Below are 17,562 nucleotides of genomic sequence, written 5' to 3' on the forward strand. Positions count from 1 at the left end.
CCCCTTAGCCTTTTAATGAACATATAATAAGATCGATATTCCTTCATATGGAGCAAATGAAGGCAGAATGCAATTTGCACAAATGATAGTGTGCGCCCACTTAAAGCAGAGCTAAACTGGGCAGAGACGCTCGGGGCTGTTTTCATTTGCGAGCATTGCACCATGACCGACACCATACCCGCTCCTACCAATCCGGTTTTCCAGAATTTTGCGCCGCCGATCCGCGAGCAAAGCACACTGAGGCAAGCGATTACCGCCGCTTATCGCCGTCCTGAAGCCGAATGCGTTTCGGCGTTGGCTGCGCAGGCCGCCCTGCCGGAAGAAACGGCGAAGCAAGTCCGCTCCACTGCTCGCAAGCTGATTGAAGCGCTGCGTGCCAAGCATAAGGGTACGGGCGTCGAAGGCCTGGTGCATGAATATTCGCTGTCGAGCCAAGAGGGTGTGGCGCTTATGTGCCTTGCCGAGGCGCTGCTGCGCATTCCGGACATGGCGACGCGCGACGCGCTTATCCGGGACAAGATTTCGAATGGTGACTGGAAGTCTCACATCGGCGGCGGGCGCTCGCTCTTCGTCAATGCTGCGACCTGGGGGCTTGTCGTCACGGGCAAGCTGACAAATACGGTCAATGATCGCGGCCTGTCGGCTGCCCTGACACGCTTGATCGCCCGTTGTGGTGAACCTGTCATTCGTCGCGGCGTTGATATGGCCATGCGTATGATGGGCGAACAGTTTGTCACCGGCGAAACCATCGATGAAGCGCTGAAGCGCGCCAAGCCGCTGGAAGAACGTGGCTTCCGCTATTCCTACGATATGCTGGGTGAGGCTGCGACCACCGCTGCCGACGCCGAGCGTTACTACCAGGATTACGAAACCGCCATTCATGCCATTGGTCGCGCGTCCGCCGGTCGCGGCATCTACGACGGCCCCGGCATTTCCATCAAGTTGTCCGCTTTGCATCCGCGCTATGTCCGTGCGCAAAGCGAACGCGTCATGGGGGAATTGCTGCCGAAGGTAAAGGCGCTGGCCGCTATCGCGAAGTCCTACAATATCGGTCTCAACATTGATGCCGAGGAAGCCGATCGTCTGGAACTGTCGCTTGATCTGCTGCAAAGCCTGATCGAAGATCCGGATCTGGCAGATTGGGAAGGCATCGGCTTCGTGGTGCAGGCCTATGGCAAGCGTTGCCCGTTCGTACTTGATTTCATCATCGACCTGGCCCGTCAGAACAAGCGCCGCGTCATGGTTCGTCTGGTGAAGGGGGCTTATTGGGACGCCGAGATCAAGCGCGCACAGGTTGACGGTCTGGAAGACTTTCCGGTTTATACCCGCAAGGTACATACCGACGTTTCCTACATTGCATGTGCACGCAAGCTCCTTGCGGCAACAGATGCCGTTTTCCCGCAATTCGCAACGCACAATGCTCAGACGCTGGCCACCATCTATCATTTGGCTGGTCCGGATTTCAAAACCGGAAAGTTCGAGTTCCAGTGCCTGCATGGCATGGGTGAGCCGCTTTATGATGAAGTTGTCGGTGCTGAAAAGCTTGGCCGTCCAGCTCGTATTTATGCTCCGGTCGGCACACATGAAACGCTTCTCGCCTACCTTGTTCGCCGACTTCTCGAAAATGGCGCGAACTCGTCCTTCGTCAATCGCATCGGCGATGAAAGTGTTTCCGTCGATGAACTGATCGCCGATCCGGTAGAAGTCGTTCGCTCGATGGCTGTCGTTGGTGCGCGCCATGACCAGATTGCCCTTCCGGAAAATCTCTATGGCGCTCGCAAGAACTCTGACGGTTTTGACCTGTCAAACGAAGTCACGCTTGCTGAACTCAGCACGATTTTGAAGGACAGTGCTGGCCGCGTGTGGACGTCGGAACCTCAGGTTTCCGGAGCCAATGTCAAGGGAACCAGTCGCTCTGTTTTCAACCCTGGAGACCGGAACGATGTTGTCGGTACAGTGACGGAGATCGCCGAAGCAGACGTAGCGAAAGCCATGAAGGCGGCACAGAAGGCCACGGCAAGCTGGTCTGCGGTTGCGCCAGCCCAACGTGCGGCTTGTCTTGAGCGCGCAGCGGATATCATGCAGCGCGATATGCCGGTTCTGCTGGGCCTCATCATGCGCGAAGCTGGCAAATCCATGCCGAACGCAATTGCTGAAGTTCGCGAAGCCATCGATTTCCTGCGTTATTATGCAGAACAGACCCGTCGTACACTGGGCGTCGGTCACAAGGCGCTCGGACCCATCGTATGCATCAGTCCGTGGAACTTCCCGCTGGCGATCTTTACCGGCCAGATTGCAGCAGCACTTGTCGCAGGCAATCCGGTCTTGGCGAAGCCTGCCGAAGAGACCCCGCTTATTGCAGCACAGGGTGTTCGTATCCTGCACGAGGCTGGCATTCCAGCCGATGCGCTTCAGCTTCTGCCCGGCGACGGTCGTATCGGGGCCGCGCTTGTGGCTGCAGAAGAGACATGCGGTGTAATGTTCACCGGTTCCACCGAAGTAGCGCGCCTCATACAGGCTCAGCTTGCCTCACGTCTGCTGCCAAACGGAAAGCCGATCCCGCTGATTGCTGAAACCGGTGGTCAGAATGCAATGATTGTGGATTCATCAGCGCTGGCGGAGCAAGTCGTGTTCGACGTTATTGCATCGGCTTTTGACAGTGCCGGTCAGCGTTGTTCGGCGCTGCGCGTTCTTTGCCTGCAGGAAGATGTCGCGGACCGCATCCTGACAATGCTCAAGGGCGCGCTGAAGGAACTGTCCATCGGTCGAACCGACAAGCTGAAGGTCGATATTGGGCCGGTTATCACCGATGAAGCCAAGAACATCATTGAAAAGCACGTTCAGGGTATGCGCGATCTCGGTCGCAAGGTTGAGCAGCTTCCGCTCGGTCCTGAAACACAGAATGGAACTTTCGTTGCGCCGACCATCATCGAGATCAACTCGCTTCGCGATTTGAAGCGGGAAGTCTTCGGCCCGGTTCTGCATGTCGTGCGCTACAAGCGGGATGATATGGAGCGTCTGATCGATGATATCAACGCAACCGGTTACGGGCTTACTTTCGGCCTGCATACGCGCCTGGATGAGACCATCGCCAATGTTGCCGATCGTATCCGCGTCGGCAATATCTATATCAATCGCAACGTTATCGGCGCGGTTGTCGGCGTGCAACCTTTCGGTGGACGCGGCCTTTCCGGCACGGGTCCCAAGGCAGGCGGTCCGCTCTACCTTGGACGTCTCGTGGAGACAGCGCCGATCCCACCGCGTCACAGCTCGGTTCACACTGATCCGGCGCTCAAGGATTTTGCGAAATGGCTTGGCCAGCGCGGCATGAACGATCTGGCACAGGCTGCACGCGATACTGGCAGCGCTTCGGCCCTTGGTCTTGATCTTGAATTGCCGGGCCCGGTCGGCGAGCGCAATCTTTATGCGTTGCATCCACGTGGAAACATCCTGCTGGTTCCACAGACTGAAACGGGCCTTTATCGACAGATGACTGCGGCACTCGCTACGGGCAACACTGTGTATGTCGATGAGGCTTCGGGTTTGCGGAATGTGCTGAAAGATATTCCGGCTTCGGTTGTGGCACGCACCATTTGGACAAATGATTGGGAGTCCGACGCACCGTTTGCTGGAGCGTTGGTTGAGGGGAATGCTGAACGCATCGTCGAGATTAACAAGAAGCTTGCAACGCTTCCCGGACCGTTGGTTCTAACTCAGGCTGCTTCCACGGAAGAGCTGGCAATCAACCCGGATGTCTATTGCCTCAACTGGTTGCTGGAAGAGGTTTCGACGTCGATCAACACCACGGCAGCGGGTGGTAATGCGAGCTTGATGGCAATCGGCTGATCCCGTTCGGGACAGGAAAGGACAAAAAAGGCGGCTTCAGCCGCCTTTTTAATTTGTCGGTACAGATTTGCATGGCTGTGCAAATGACATTCGAAAACAGAATGATTGGATTATTTTTTTGAATTTCAGAATAAAATTTACAAAGGCATTGACAGACTTTCATAAAAGGCAAACACTATGCACACGCTTGCAAAAGCGTCGGCGTGGAGGCGCCGTATAAAGGGAGGAAAACAATGCGTTCGGCATTTCTGGTTGCGGCGCTGGCCGCGGGCGTATCTTCATTTGCTTTTTCTGCGCAAGCCGCAGGCAATCTCAATCTCATCTGTTCTGCGGACGTGGTTATCTGTGAGCAGATGAAGAACATGTTTGAGAAGGACACCGGCATCAAGGTCAACATGGTGCGGCTTTCTTCGGGGGAAACCTATGCCAAGGTGCGTGCCGAAGCGCGTAATCCGAAGACGGATATCTGGTGGGCAGGTACAGGTGATCCGCACCTGCAGGCCGCATCTGAGGGGCTGACGCTCGAATATAAATCGCCAATGCTTGATCAGTTGAATGATTGGGCCAAGAAGCAGGCCGAAAGCTCCGGATTCCGTACGGTTGGCGTTTATGCCGGTGCGCTGGGTTGGGGATACAATACCGATATTCTTGCCAAGAAGAACTTGAAAGAGCCGAAATGCTGGGCTGACCTGCTCGATGCGTCCTATAAGGGCGAAATCCAGATGGCCAATCCGAATTCTTCCGGTACTGCCTACACGGCACTAGCAACGCTGGTCCAGATCATGGGTGAAGACAAAGCCTATGATTATCTGAAGAAGCTCAACGAAAATGTATCGCAGTACACCAAGTCTGGCTCGGCTCCGGTCAAGTCGGCTGCGCGTGGCGAAACTGGAATCGGCATCGTTTTCATGCACGACGCCGTGGCGATGACGGCTGAAGGTTTTCCGGTCAAGTCGGTCGCGCCGTGTGAAGGCACTGGCTACGAGATCGGCTCTATGTCGATCATCAAGGGCGCTAAGAATCTCGATAGCGCCAAGAAGTGGTATGACTGGGCGCTGACCGCCGAAGTGCAGTCTCATATGAAGGATGCGAAATCCTTCCAATTGCCCTCGAACAAATCAGCTGAGATTCCAAAGGAGTCGCCGCGCTTCGAGGACATCAAGCTGATCGACTACGATTTCAAGACCTATGGCGAACCGGCCAAGCGCAAGGAGTTGCTCGAGCGCTGGGATAAAGAAATCGGTGCTCACGCCAACTGATTTTTCATTGGCTTGAAATCCGGGTGCGCCGCTCTTGTTGTGCGACGCACCTGTCCCGAATGACGGAGCAAGGTAGCGGTTTTCCTGAAATATGCAGGAACCGATTCCCCTCGTCATTCCTTGGAAATCCCCGATATGGAGGGATGCGGACATCCATGAAACAGCACAATCGCAGACTGGATATCATTCTGGCACTAGCGTTCGCGGCATTTGTTTTACTGCCGTGGTATCGCGTAGAAGACGGCTTTCTGAGTTTCGGCTGGCTGGCTGGAATGTTCGGGGATGGTGCAACTGCACCCGGCCTTTGGCAGATAGTCTTTTTCGGGCGGCCTTGGCTTGGCGCTGTTGCTGTATTCATGCTGCTTTGTGCTGGTGCCCGCTTCTTATTGCCTGTTGAACGTCGGAGCGGTGTTCTGATATGGGCGAGCCTTCTTGGTGTACTTTTCCTGGCGCTGCAAGGCTTGGCCGTCGGCTTTTCCGGCTGGAACTGGACGATCAGTGAAAACCTGTTCGGTGCACTTTCTGACGGTCAGCCGGCCTTCGGTGCCGGAGCTATCCTGACGGGCTTCTGCTTTCTGCTGATTTTCTCGTTTAGTCTCGCTGAACGCGGCGTAATGAAGGGGGACGCATTCGTCGTCTCTTCCATTACCCTGCTTGTCGCATTGGTTGCCGTATTCGTCTTCTATCCTGTTATCAGCATGTTTGCGGGATCGGTTCAGGACTTCGATGGTTCATTCAAACCTGAGGGTTTCATCAGCAACATCCAGGATTCCTCAATCTGGAGTCTAGCCTGCGTTATAGGTGAGGGGCGATGTGGTGTCGCGTGGCGCACATTGTGGCTGGCGCTGATGACGGCAACCGGATCCACAGTGCTGGGGCTGGCATTTGCACTGGTTGCGACCCGCACAGGTTTCCCTTTCAAGAAGGGCTTACGGCTTCTCACCATATTACCGATCATCACGCCGCCCTTCGTTGTCGGTCTTGCCTTGACACTGCTTTTTGGCCGCGCAGGCGTGGTGACGGAACAGATATCCAATATGTTCGGGGTGGAACCGGGCCGATGGCTTTATGGCCTCACTGGCATATGGATCGCGCAGGTCCTGTCTTTCACACCGATTTCTTTCCTCGTGCTTATCGGCGTTGTAGAAGGCGTGTCACCGTCGATGGAAGAGGCATCGCAAACTTTGCGCGCTGATCGCTGGCGCACATTCCGCAGGGTTTCTCTGCCTCTGATGGCGCCGGGCCTTGCCAATGCATTTCTCATAGCTTTCATCGAAAGCATGGCGGATTTCGGCAATCCGATGGTGCTTGGAGGCAGCAATGGTGTGCTTTCGACCGAAATATTCTTTGCCGTGGTGGGCGCGCAGAACGATCCATCACGTGCGGCCGTTCTCGCTATCGTCCTGCTCTGCTTTACACTGACCGCATTTCTTATCCAGCGTGTATGGCTCTCGGGCAAGAACTTCGCGACCGTGACCGGCAAGGGTGATTCCGGCATGCATGCCGGGTTGCCACGCGGGCTGAAGATCGGCGTTTATGCCCTTGTCATTCCGTGGATGATTTTCACCATTGTCGTTTATGCGATGATCCTTATCGGCGGCTTTGTGCGGCAGTGGGGGCTCGACAATACATTGACGGTTGAACACTACGCGCGCGCGTTTTCCATCAACTGGACCGAAAGCGGCATTGCGTGGACTGGTGTAGCCTGGAATTCGTTCTGGACGACCATGGAAATTTCGCTGCTCTCGGCACCGCTGACTGCGGCAGTCGGTTTGCTGACAGCCTACCTGATCGTTCGCCAGCGTTTTGTTGGACGGAATGTCTTCGAGTTTGCCCTGATGTTGAGTTTCGCTATTCCTGGAACCGTCATCGGTGTTAGCTACATCATGGCCTTCAATTTGCCACCGCTCGAAATGACGGGTACTGCGCTGATCCTGATCGCATGTTTCGTGTTCCGCAATATGCCAGTGGGTGTGCGGGGCGGGATTGCAGCCATGAGTCAGCTCGACAAGAGTCTCGACGAAGCTTCCCTGACGTTGCGGGCGAACAGTTTCCGCACGATCCGCAAGGTCATTCTACCGTTACTGCGTCCGGCAATCACGGCAGCGCTGGTCTATTCCTTCGTACGCGCCATCACTTCCATCAGCGCGGTCATTTTTCTCGTTTCGGCGCAATATAACATGGCGACATCCTACATCGTCGGTCTGGTCGAAAACGGTGAATTCGGCGTGGCCATTGCATATTCATCGATGCTGATTGTCGTGATGATCGTAGTGATTACAGGCTTCCAGCTTCTCGTGGGTGAACGCAAGCTCAGGCGCGAGAACCGCGTTGCCGCTGTCACCCCTGTCAAAACTATTCGTCAGGAGAAAACCGCATGACTGCGATCCGTCCCGGCTCCGTTACATTTGAAAATGTCACCAAGAAATTTGGTAACTTCACCGCCTTGCCCGATCTATCCCTGACTGTCGAGCCGGGAACTCTGGTGACGCTCCTTGGACCGTCCGGTTGCGGTAAGACGACGACATTGCGGTTGCTAGCGGGGCTTGAACACCCGACGGCGGGCCGCATCCTGATTGGCGGCAAGGATGTGACCAATCTGCCAGCCAATGAGCGTGATGTGTCGATGGTTTTCCAGTCCTATGCGCTCTTTCCGCATATGAACTCGCTCGACAATGTGGCTTATGGGTTGGAATCCTCGGGCTTGAAAAAGGCGGAAGCGCGGGAACGTGCTGAAGAGGGTTTGAAGCTTGTCGGTCTTGCCGGAATGGGGCATCGCCTTCCGGCTGAACTTTCAGGTGGCCAGCAACAACGCGTGGCAGTGGCCCGTGCTCTAGTACTGGAGCCCCAGGTTTTACTTCTGGATGAACCGCTTTCGAACCTCGACGCTCGTTTGCGCCGTCGGGTGCGCACTGAAATTCGCGAGCTTCAGCAGCGGCTCGGTTTTACCGCCGTCTATGTCACGCACGACCAGGACGAGGCGCTCGCTGTCTCCGACACAATCATCGTCATGAAGGAGGGTAATATCGCACAGAAGGGAAGCCCTCGTGATCTCTATGAAACACCGGCCTCAGCCTTTATAGCGGATTTCATGGGAGAGGCGAATGTTGTGCCGTGTGAGGTGATGACGGCAGAGGGGGGCGAAGCTGTCATTCGTGTGGGCAGCCTAACCCACCGGGTTACCGCACGCAACGCCCGACCGGGACCGGCACAACTTGCGATTCGTCCGAATGCAGTGACGTTGCAGCCAAAGGCAGATGGCGGTTTTCCTGGACGTATCGCGCATTCAGCCTATCTAGGCGATCATATCGAGTATGAAATCGAGACCGAACACGGCAAACTTTTCATTGTTGACCCGGCGGTCGAAGAGGCGCTGCCACCACAAACCGATGTCTCTATCGAGTTCAAAACGCGCGGACTTGCCATCATCAATCAATAGGCGCAGAAAAGTCGTGCCTTTATTTACCTCTCATCGGAAAATCATCATGACTTCCCATCCCCGACAGGAACTAGAAGCGCGGCTTGCGCTTGCTGAAAAGATCGCGCGTGAAGCGGGCGCCAAAGCTCTCGACTATTTCAAGCGGCGTGAAACGCTGATTATCGAAACCAAGCGTGATCCGCAGGATGTGGTTTCCATTGCCGACCGCGATGTTGAGCAACTTATTCGATCCCGTGTGTCGGAAACCTTTTCTCAAGACGGATTTCTGGGAGAGGAGTACGGGCTGAATGAAGGCACTTCAGGCTACACTTGGGTTGTAGATCCGATCGATGGTACCAGTCCTTTCGTCAATGGCATGCCGAACTGGTGTGTTTCCATCGCGGTTCTGAAAGACGATGAGCCTGTCATCGGCGTAATTCAGGCCCCGTGCTTCGATGAACTCTATGCCTCGGCAAAAGGCCTGGGCGCAACGCTTGATGGCAAGACGCTGGTGCTCGATTCGAGCCGCACGATCCGTAATTCTGTGACGGGCATTGGTGCCAACAACTACGTTACGCCGCAGGTCGTGGCGAAAATCGTGGAAGATCTGCTTGAAGCAGGCGGAACGTTTATTCGCAATGGTTCCGGTGCGCTCATGATTGCTTATGTAGCCGCTGGCAGGCTGGTCGGCTATTATGAGCCTTATATGCATGCCTGGGATTGCATGGCGGGCTTTTGCCTCGTGCGTGAGGCGGGCGGTTATGCGCATCCTTTCCCTGTCGATGGAGAGAAGCTGACCAAAGGCAACAAGGTTTTCGTGGCGGCGCCCGGTGCGATCGATGATCTCAAGAAGGTTGCTCGCCTATAGAATTGGATATGATCTTTCCGGGATTTCAGTTCCAGCCATATTCTGAATAGGGTTCGTTGCCAGCCGCGCAGAGGAGTGCCTGCCGGACGTAGGGAATTGTATGATCCGGCAGATTGTCCAGCCTTCTCCATTGCAGATCGGCATGCTTGTCTGGCTCACATAGGGCAGGTGTGCCGGTCCATTCATCGGCGCGGAAGAAATGACCCAGCCATTGATTGCCAGCCGTCAAGCTGTGCAAGGTGTGGACTGGCTTTAATGCTTCCGGCGCTATGACTACGCCGGTCTCTTCAAACGCTTCACGCGCCGCTGCGGCACGGATTGTTTCGCCCGCCTCCAGCCCTCCGGCTGGAATGCTGAACCAGCCGTCCATCCATCCGGTTGCCTTCCGCTGCAACATGCAGATTTCTGGCCCGCGTGCCAGCATGACAAAGACTGCGGACGAAAGCTGGAAGCGTACACGCTCGTTCAATTGACTCTCCCAAAAAGCAAATAGGCCAGTCTTTCACAGACTTGCCGGTAGTTTACACGAGTCGATTTTGCTCCGAAGTGAGATCAGAGACGGGTCAGGGATTATCGCGCTTGAAAATCCAGTCGTGATCGGGATGGTTCTTGAACCGCCATTTGCGCAAGGGGCCAGCCATTACATTGAGATAGTACATCTCGTATCCATAGGGTGCGCCACATGGATGATGCCCCTTTGGTACCAGCACGACATCTCCGTCAGAGACCGCCATGGTTTCATCAAGGCTTCCATCTTCGGTGAAAACACGCTGGAAGCCGAAGCCCTGCGCCGGATTGAGGCGGTGATAATATGTCTCTTCCAGATAGGTCATGCCCGGAAAATTGTCTTCGTCGTGCCTATGGGGTGGATAGGACGACCAGTTTCCCTGCGGTGTAAATACTTCGGTAACAAGAAGGCTATCGGCCACATCGCGGCCTTCCATTGCGATATTATGGATGAAGCGGGTGTTGGCACCTTTTCCACGTTGTTCCAGCGTCAGGCTTTCTGGCCCAAGCTTCTGTGCCTTGCGGCCCGGCTTGCCAGGTGCGGTACAAACAGCCAGAACACAATCTGTCGTGGCAGTCGCGCGCCAGTCGCTTTCAGCTGGCACATAGAGACAGTGCGGCGGCAGTTTCTCGAACACGTTCATGCGTTCGCCCATCTCGCCAAAATTCTCGCCAGAGGCAGAAATGTTTGCCTTACCTTCCACGAGAACGAGGATCACTTCGGTCGATCCGGTTCTTTCGGAAACACTCTCGCCGGACTTGAGACGATAGAGCCCGAACCCGACATAGCCCCAATCAGCACTTTCCGGGGTGATGTCGTGTACCTTGCCATGCGGGCCGTCGGGCTTGCGCAACAAATTGGCCATGTCTCAGTCTCCTTTGTCGAGTCCTGCTTCGCGTGCGAATGATTTCAGCGATTTCAGTCCAAGCGACTGATACTCATAGGGATTACGAATATCCGGGTCCTGTTCGGCTTCGATCACCAACCAGCCTTGATAGGCTTTGTCAACGGCAACTTTTAGCACAGGTACGAAGTCGACACCGCCATCTGTATCGCCCGGAACAGTGAATACACCGCGGCGGACACCCTCCAGAAACGACAGGCTCTGGTCACGTACTTCAGTGGCTATCGCCGGGCGAACGTTCTTGGCGTGGATATGCCCGACTCGGCCCATATGCTTTTTCGCAACCCGTTCTGGATCGCCGCCACCAAACAGGCAGTGACCTGTATCAAGAAGAAGTTTCGTATGCGGCCCAGTATGCTGCATCAGAAGATCTATCTCGTCTTCGCTCTGCACTACCGTTCCCATGTGATGATGGTAGACAAGCGCAATACCCTGGGCCGCCGCATATTCTGCGAGTGCTTCTACGCCCGCGCCGAATTCTTCCCAGCGCGCTTCTTCCATCACCGGACGCTCGGATAGTGACTTGTCGTTGTCGCCGTGAATGGCGTTCGAGGTTTCGCAAACAATGATGACCTTCGAGCCCATTGCTTTCAGGAGGTCGAGCGCAGGCTGCATTGCTTTCTTTTCTTCTTCGACCGGATTCACCAGTAGGTTGAGCGAATGCCAGCCCGATACATAGCGAAGTTTGCGCGGTTCAAGCACAGCTTTTAGTGCGGCCGGCTCATGCGGAAACTTGTGACCTTTCTCTATCCCGTCGAAACCAATCTCAGCGGTTTCATCGAGACATTGATCCAGGGTGATATGTGCGCCGAGGCTGCGATCATCGTCGTTCGACCAGGCAATAGGATTGGTGCCATAGAGGATCATCGGTCAGTTTCTTTCTTTGAGCTTAGCTTCATAATCAGTACGAGCTGCACGCACCTGTTCGCGCTCCGAGACTTCCGGCACAGCGACATCCCACCACCAACCGCCAGTTTCAGGGGTAGGGTAAGGATCGGTGTCGATAATGACGACAGTGGTGCGTGGGCTGTTGCGGGTTTCCGCCAGTGCTTCTTCCAGTTCGCGGATTGAGCCTACTTTCTTCGTATCTGCACCCATGGCTCCGGCGTGAGCAGCGAAATCGATGTGCGACGGGTTCACGTGGCTCGAATGGTCGAGCAGATTGTTGAATTCGGCGCCGCCGGTTGCCATCTGCAGCCGGTTGATACAGCCAAAACCGCGATTGTCGGTAACAACAACTGTAATCTTCTGCCCCATCATGACGGCAGTGGCGAGTTCGGAATTGGCCATCATGTAGGAACCGTCGCCAACCATTACGATGACGTCCCGATCCGGTTCGGCCATCTTGATGCCAAGGCCACCGGCGATTTCATAACCCATGCACGAAAAGCCATATTCCATGTGATAGGACATGGGACGACCAGCCTTCCAGAGTTGGTGCAACTCTCCCGGCATCGTGCCTGCCGCGCACATGACAACGGTGTTCTCTCGTGCATGACGCTGCACTGCGCCGATTACCTGCATATCAGTCGGCAAGGTATTGCCATCGCTTGGGGCAGCGGTAAACCGGTCTGCCGCCGCAAACCATTTCTCTTTCAATGCTGCGTCTACGGGGTGGCGTTTATAGCTGCCAACCGCTTTCGTGAGCGCTTCAAGACCAATCTTTGCATCGGCAACCAATGGAAGCGAACCGTGCTTTGAGCCGTCGTAGGGTTGGACGTTTAGCGAGAGAAGCTTGCGTCCGGGGTGTTTGAACAGCGCCCATGATCCCGTCGTGAAGTCCTGAAAGCGCGTGCCAACACCGATCACCAGATCGGCTTCCGCTGCGATGGCATTGGCGCTGTCTGCCCCAGTCACGCCAACCGGACCAAAATTGAGCGGGTGATCCCACGGTAGCGCCGATTTCCCAGCCTGTGTCTCGATGACTGGAATGCCATGTGCTTCGGCAAAATTGTGCAACGCTTCGTGAGCGCCGGAGTAGTGCACTCCGCCGCCTGCAACGATAACGGGTTTAAGCGCTGCCTTGATTGCCGCTGCTGCGGCATTCAGTTCATTCTCATCCGGCGGTGGACGGCGCCAGTGCCAGACTTTCGGTTCAAAGAACTCTTCCGGCCAGTCATATGCTTCCGTTTGCACATCCTGACAGAAAGCAAGCGTAACCGGCCCACAATCAGCAGGATCGGTCATGGTGCGGAAGGAGCGGGGCAGGGCAGTGAGAAGCTGTTCAGGTCGGGTGATCCTGTCGAAATAGCGGCTGACCGGACGAAAACAGTCATTCACGGTCATAGTGCCGTCATTGAAATCTTCGATTTGCTGCAAGACGGGATCAGGTCCACGATTGGCAAAGACGTCGCCGGGAATGAGGAGAACTGGTAGGCGGTTCACATGGGCAAGGGCTGCTGCCGTGACCATATTTGTTGCGCCGGGGCCGATGGAGGAGGTGACAGCACAGGCACGCTTGCGGCCAAGCTGCTTGGTATAAGCAATAGCTGCATGGGCCATGGTCTGTTCATTATGGCCGCGCCATGTAGGCAGTTCTTCGCGAATGCCATGGAGGGCCTCGCCAAGTCCGGCCACATTCCCGTGGCCGAAAATAGCCCAGACACCTGCGATAAAGGTCTCACCATTTGGTGTCATCTGATTGGCAAGGTAGCGTACCAATGCCTGCGCAGCGGTCAATCGAACGGTTTTCATAGCTCCTCCAGCTTCCTCCCGGCAGAACGAATTCAAAATGTACGCACGCCATCCCAGACATTGCAAAGGCCACGATAGCGCGTCACCATGTCGGCGATTGCTTCGTCGTCGCTGATCAGGCCGTTCAGCCATTTGCGTGCCGCGTCACCAAAGATCGTACGCCCCACTGCAAAGCCTTTGACGAGGTCGAACTCGGCAGCAATTGCAAGGCTGGCTTCCAGTTCTTCGGCAGGTGCGTCCAGCCCCAGAACAACGATGCCGCGTGTGTGTGCATCGTTGCGTATGATCGCGTCACAGGCATTGGCCCAGGCTGCTTTGGTTTTCATGGGCTCGAGCTTCCACCAGTCGGGATAAACGCCGATTTCATAAAACCGCTCGATCACGCGTGCCGTGGTGTCATCGTCGATGGGGCCCGCTTTGGAAGGAATGATTTCTAAAAGGAATTCCAGTCGATTGCGCCGAGCGGCTGCAAAAAGACGTGAAACTGTTTCTTCCTGTTCTGCCTTGAACTCGGCTGTGTCATCCGGGTGGTAGAAGCATAGCAACTTCACGACATTCTCTACAGGCCACTCGATCAGTCCACCGCAGTCTGGTCCGAGTTCCGGTTCCAGCTTGAGCGGACGTGAACCAGGCCACTCGGTCGGACGTCCAATCCACAAGCCCGTGCCGGCAGCCCGGTAAAGAGCATCGCGGCCCAGTCGCCCATCACATAATATGCCGTAACCTTCAGCGCCGTTCGCCACTTGCAAGGCTGCATTTAGGCAAAGTTGCTTGAATTCACCGATCTTGTCGGTCGAAACGCCCGCCTCAGCGACCATTTCTTCCAACTGGACGCGGTGGTCAAAGGCGAAAACGCGCATATGTGGCCAGTGACCGTTGCGATTGGTGGACCAATGGATCTGCTCCAGAGCGGTGTCCATGCGCAAAGCCTTGTTGCGAATGCCGCGCTGCAGGAAGAATTGCAGTTCCTCCCAGCTTGGATAGGCAGGCGTGCAGCCATGACGCGACACTGCAAAAGCGCCGCAGGCATTGGCGAACTTCAGGCAGGTCGGCCAGTCTTCATCCTTCAGCCAGCCTCGCAAAAGCCCGGACATGAATCCGTCGCCTGCGCCGAGTACGTTGAAAACGTCAATCGGGAAGCCTTCGCCGGTCTGTCCTTCGTCGAGGCTTTCAGGAATTGGGCCTTCGAAAACCACTGCCCCCATGGGGCCACGTTTGCAAACCAGTGCGGCGCCTGTTACGGCCCGCACAGCTTTCAGTGCCTGAAGCGTATCTGTTGAGCCGCCTGCAATATGAAACTCTTCTTCTGTTCCGACGACAAGATCAAATAGGTGGAGCGTCGATTGCAGTTTTGTCGTGACATCTGCGGATTCGATAAAACGGTTTTCGCCATCGCCGTGTCCGGAAAGCCCCCAGAGATTGGGGCGATAATCTATATCGAGCGCCGTTCGGCTGCCATTGTTGCGCGCAAGACGGAGTGCTTTCAGGACAGCTGCTTCCGTCTTTGGATGGGATAAGTGTGTGCCAGTAGCCAGAACACAGCCCGCTTCGGCGATGAAGGCCGGATTAATGTCGTCCTCGCACAATGCCATGTCGGCACAATTCTCGCGATAGAATATCAGCGGAAAATGCTGCTGGTCACGAATGCCGAGAATGACGAGGGCGGTCAGGCGCTCCGGGTCGGTGACGATGCCGCGCGTGTCAACGCCTTCGCGTTCCAGTTCGCGCAGGAGGAACCGCCCCATATGCTCGTCGCCGACGCGCGTAATCAACGCCGATTTGAGGCCAAGGCGCGCAGTCCCGGTTGCGATATTGGTGGGAGAGCCGCCCACATATTTGTTGAAGGATGCCATGTCTTCCAGAAGGCCGCCAACCTGCGCGCCATACAGGTCAACCGAAGATCGGCCAATCGTGATCAAGTCCAGCCGCTTCACTACAATCCTCCCTCGCTACTTTCTTATTGCTGCAAGGCTGTGCATGATTGATGCGCACATAGCAGTTATTCCATTTTTGATTAAAATGGATTTATTATTCTATTTCAACTGAAAAATGGAACATGCACGGGAAGTGTCAATCGCTTTGACGCGCGGTGCCAACGGCGACAGCGAGCGCTATGGCGAGACAAAGCGTTGCGGAGAGTGAACGGAAGGCACCGAAATCCACCTCGGAAACAAGCAATATCTGCTTCGCGGATTTGCTCATCGGGCTGACAAACGTGTCGGTTATGCCGACGACATCGATACCGCGTGCGGCGACAGTTTCGGCCATGGCGACCGTTTCCGGTGAGTAGGGCGAAAACGTAATCGCCAGAAGTACGTCGCCTTCTCGGATAGCATGCAGGTTCTCCAGTTTGCCGACAGCACTGTGCAGCATGGCAGGCACTTGCATCTTTTCCAGCGCGTAAGCCAGGTAGCTAGCGACGGGAAAAGCACGGCGGATGCCGACAATGTGGATTGTCTGTGCACCGGCCAAAAGTTGAACTGCCTTTTCGAGTGCTTCCGGATCAATGGTTTTGAGCAAGCCTTCAAGAGACGTGCGCCCTGCTTCAGCAAATTCGGCAAGGAGGGCCGGCGCGCTGCCCGTTGCGGTCTCACGCAAATGCTGCAGTCTGGTTGAATAGTCAGGCCAACCTCCCGCATAGGAATCCCGGAACAGCTTTTGCATTTCCGAAAAGCCTGAGAACCCCATGATCTGGCAGAAGCGCATGAAGGCGGAACTCTGCACCCCAGCGCCTTCAGCCATCTCGGCGACGGTCGACACTGCGATACGATCCTGGTTGGCAGCAACGAAATCGGCGCACTGTTTCAGTCTCTTCGGTAAACGGTCGGAAACCTCTAGCAGCTTCGCCTCGAATTCCTTGATATTCGTTGGAACGCTGATTGATGACGGTGTAGGGGAATCCATCATTGGCCTCTCCATATGATCTCTTGACAAACTTTATGTCACATTCTAGCAAAATAGAATAAATATTCTATAACATATCTTCGGCTGACTGAAGGTGGCCAGTTTCCTGGGAGGATGAGGCAATGGTGACACGTTTGGCACTGCTCGGCGCGGGCCGTATCGGCAAGGTTCATGCCGGCGCAATCGCGGCGGACAAGCGGGCTCAACTAATCGCCGTTGCGGACGCCAACCAGGCGGCGGCAAGGGCAATCGCCGATTCTGCCGGGGCGGATGTTCGCAGCATTGATGCTATCGAGAAATCAGATGACATCGACGCAGTGCTCATATGCACACCGACCAATACACACGCCGATCTTATCGAACGGTTTTCGCACGCCGGCAAGGCTGTTTTCTGTGAGAAGCCGATCGATCTTGATATTGCACGTGTTCGAGCTTGTCTCGCTGTCATTCGTGATACCAGCGCGAAGGTGATGCTGGGTTTCAATCGCCGTTTCGATCCGCATTTTGCGGCAGTCCACAAGGCCATCGAAGATGGACGCATCGGCAATGTTGAAATGGTAACGATTACCAGCCGCGATCCGGGTGCGCCGCCTGCAGAATATATCAAGGTATCCGGCGGCATTTTCCGTGACATGACGATCCATGATTTTGACATGGCACGTTTCCTTCTCGGTGAGGAAGTCGAGAGTGTATCGGCCTCGGCCTCAGTGCTTGTCGATCCAAAGATCGGAGTACTCGGCGATTACGATAGCGCGAGCGTCATTTTGACGACTGCTTCCGGCCGTCAGTGCGTTATTTCCAATTCACGGCGCGCTTCCTATGGCTACGATCAACGCATTGAAGTTCACGGATCGCTCGGTGCTGTTTCGGCGGAAAACCAGCGTCCGGTCTCGATAGAAATCGCGTCCAGAGATGGTTATAACCGCCCGCCACTGCACGATTTTTTCATGACGCGCTATACCGCTGCATACGCGGCGGAAATAGCATCGTTTATCGATGCACTTGATACAGGCAAAGCACCGCACCCTTCGGCAGAGGATGGATTGCAAGCTTTGGCTCTGGCTGAGGCGGCTCTTCATTCGGTCAAGGAAGGACGCACTGTCAAAGTTGCGGAAGTTCTCGGATAAGGCGGTAATTTTGTTTGCCTTTTTCCGCAATCGG

12 protein-coding genes are annotated in these 17,562 nt (G+C 55.3%); 6 read left to right on the forward strand and 6 right to left on the reverse strand.

Going from position 1 to position 17,562, the window contains the following annotated elements; translation table 11 throughout:
* Window positions 1-162 precede the first annotated feature (162 nt).
* The 5 genes from putA to HWX93_RS14400 all read left to right on the forward strand — a co-directional run bounded on the left by putA (window position 163) and on the right by HWX93_RS14400 (window position 9,391).
* Window positions 163-3,846 carry a trifunctional transcriptional regulator/proline dehydrogenase/L-glutamate gamma-semialdehyde dehydrogenase gene (putA, locus tag HWX93_RS14380; protein ID WP_176037711.1) on the forward strand — a complete coding sequence of 1,228 codons (3,684 nt, stop codon included), beginning with the start codon at window positions 163-165 and terminating at the stop codon, window positions 3,844-3,846.
* 233 nt (window positions 3,847-4,079) lie between these two features.
* Window positions 4,080-5,105: an ABC transporter substrate-binding protein gene (locus HWX93_RS14385; RefSeq protein WP_176037712.1), complete on the forward strand. Its 1,026-nt coding sequence runs from the start codon at window positions 4,080-4,082 to the stop codon at window positions 5,103-5,105.
* A 155-nt stretch (window positions 5,106-5,260) separates the two neighbouring features.
* The gene (locus HWX93_RS14390; protein ID WP_176037713.1) at window positions 5,261-7,486 is read left to right on the forward strand and encodes an ABC transporter permease; all 2,226 of its coding nucleotides are present in this window, start codon (window positions 5,261-5,263) and stop codon (window positions 7,484-7,486) included.
* A complete protein-coding gene (locus tag HWX93_RS14395; RefSeq protein ID WP_176037714.1) occupies window positions 7,483-8,544 on the forward strand; it encodes an ABC transporter ATP-binding protein in 1,062 nt (353 codons plus the stop codon). The genes HWX93_RS14390 and HWX93_RS14395 overlap by 4 nt, the downstream gene beginning before the upstream one ends.
* A 46-nt stretch (window positions 8,545-8,590) precedes the next feature.
* Window positions 8,591-9,391: an inositol monophosphatase family protein gene (locus tag HWX93_RS14400; RefSeq protein WP_176037715.1), complete on the forward strand. Its 801-nt coding sequence runs from the start codon at window positions 8,591-8,593 to the stop codon at window positions 9,389-9,391.
* A 25-nt stretch (window positions 9,392-9,416) separates the two neighbouring features.
* Here HWX93_RS14400 and HWX93_RS14405 read toward each other — a convergent pair whose 3' ends face one another.
* From HWX93_RS14405 to HWX93_RS14430, 6 genes are all read right to left on the reverse strand, one after another.
* Window positions 9,417-9,860 carry an NUDIX hydrolase gene (locus tag HWX93_RS14405; protein ID WP_210267221.1) on the reverse strand — a complete coding sequence of 148 codons (444 nt, stop codon included), beginning with the start codon at window positions 9,858-9,860 and terminating at the stop codon, window positions 9,417-9,419.
* 94 nt (window positions 9,861-9,954) lie between these two features.
* Entirely contained in the window at window positions 9,955-10,764 is an 810-nt protein-coding gene (gene iolB, locus HWX93_RS14410) for a 5-deoxy-glucuronate isomerase (protein ID WP_176037716.1), read from the reverse strand.
* Between the two features lie 3 nt (window positions 10,765-10,767).
* Window positions 10,768-11,670, reverse strand: a complete 903-nt coding sequence (gene iolE / locus HWX93_RS14415; protein WP_176037717.1) for a myo-inosose-2 dehydratase — start codon at window positions 11,668-11,670, stop codon at window positions 10,768-10,770.
* A gap of 3 nt (window positions 11,671-11,673) precedes the next feature.
* On the reverse strand, window positions 11,674-13,497 hold the full coding sequence (gene iolD / locus HWX93_RS14420; RefSeq protein ID WP_176037718.1) for a 3D-(3,5/4)-trihydroxycyclohexane-1,2-dione acylhydrolase (decyclizing): 1,824 nt from the start codon (window positions 13,495-13,497) through the stop codon (window positions 11,674-11,676).
* 32 nt (window positions 13,498-13,529) lie between these two features.
* The gene (locus HWX93_RS14425; RefSeq protein WP_176037719.1) at window positions 13,530-15,431 is read right to left on the reverse strand and encodes a bifunctional 5-dehydro-2-deoxygluconokinase/5-dehydro-2-deoxyphosphogluconate aldolase; all 1,902 of its coding nucleotides are present in this window, start codon (window positions 15,429-15,431) and stop codon (window positions 13,530-13,532) included.
* Window positions 15,432-15,567: 136 nt separating this feature from the next.
* A complete protein-coding gene (locus HWX93_RS14430) occupies window positions 15,568-16,401 on the reverse strand; it encodes a MurR/RpiR family transcriptional regulator (protein ID WP_109986637.1) in 834 nt (277 codons plus the stop codon).
* A 122-nt stretch (window positions 16,402-16,523) separates the two neighbouring features.
* Here HWX93_RS14430 and iolG point away from each other — a divergent pair, with 122 nt between their 5' ends.
* Window positions 16,524-17,528: an inositol 2-dehydrogenase gene (iolG, locus tag HWX93_RS14435; RefSeq protein ID WP_176037720.1), complete on the forward strand. Its 1,005-nt coding sequence runs from the start codon at window positions 16,524-16,526 to the stop codon at window positions 17,526-17,528.
* Window positions 17,529-17,562: the final 34 nt, after the last annotated feature.

The sequence above is a fragment of the Brucella tritici genome (assembly GCF_902825325.1).
GTDB lineage: Bacteria > Pseudomonadota > Alphaproteobacteria > Rhizobiales > Rhizobiaceae > Brucella.

Coding starts and splice junctions, on each gene's coding strand:
- iolG (WP_176037720.1), top strand. CDS start 16,524: ATGGTGACACGTTTGGCACTGCTCGGCGCGGGCCGTATCGGCAAGGTT.
- HWX93_RS14430 (WP_109986637.1), bottom strand. CDS start 16,401: ATGGATTCCCCTACACCGTCATCAATCAGCGTTCCAACGAATATCAAG.
- HWX93_RS14395 (WP_176037714.1), top strand. CDS start 7,483: ATGACTGCGATCCGTCCCGGCTCCGTTACATTTGAAAATGTCACCAAG.
- HWX93_RS14390 (WP_176037713.1), top strand. CDS start 5,261: ATGAAACAGCACAATCGCAGACTGGATATCATTCTGGCACTAGCGTTC.
- putA (WP_176037711.1), top strand. CDS start 163: ATGACCGACACCATACCCGCTCCTACCAATCCGGTTTTCCAGAATTTT.
- iolE (WP_176037717.1), bottom strand. CDS start 11,670: ATGATCCTCTATGGCACCAATCCTATTGCCTGGTCGAACGACGATGAT.
- HWX93_RS14385 (WP_176037712.1), top strand. CDS start 4,080: ATGCGTTCGGCATTTCTGGTTGCGGCGCTGGCCGCGGGCGTATCTTCA.
- iolD (WP_176037718.1), bottom strand. CDS start 13,497: ATGAAAACCGTTCGATTGACCGCTGCGCAGGCATTGGTACGCTACCTT.
- HWX93_RS14400 (WP_176037715.1), top strand. CDS start 8,591: ATGACTTCCCATCCCCGACAGGAACTAGAAGCGCGGCTTGCGCTTGCT.
- iolB (WP_176037716.1), bottom strand. CDS start 10,764: ATGGCCAATTTGTTGCGCAAGCCCGACGGCCCGCATGGCAAGGTACAC.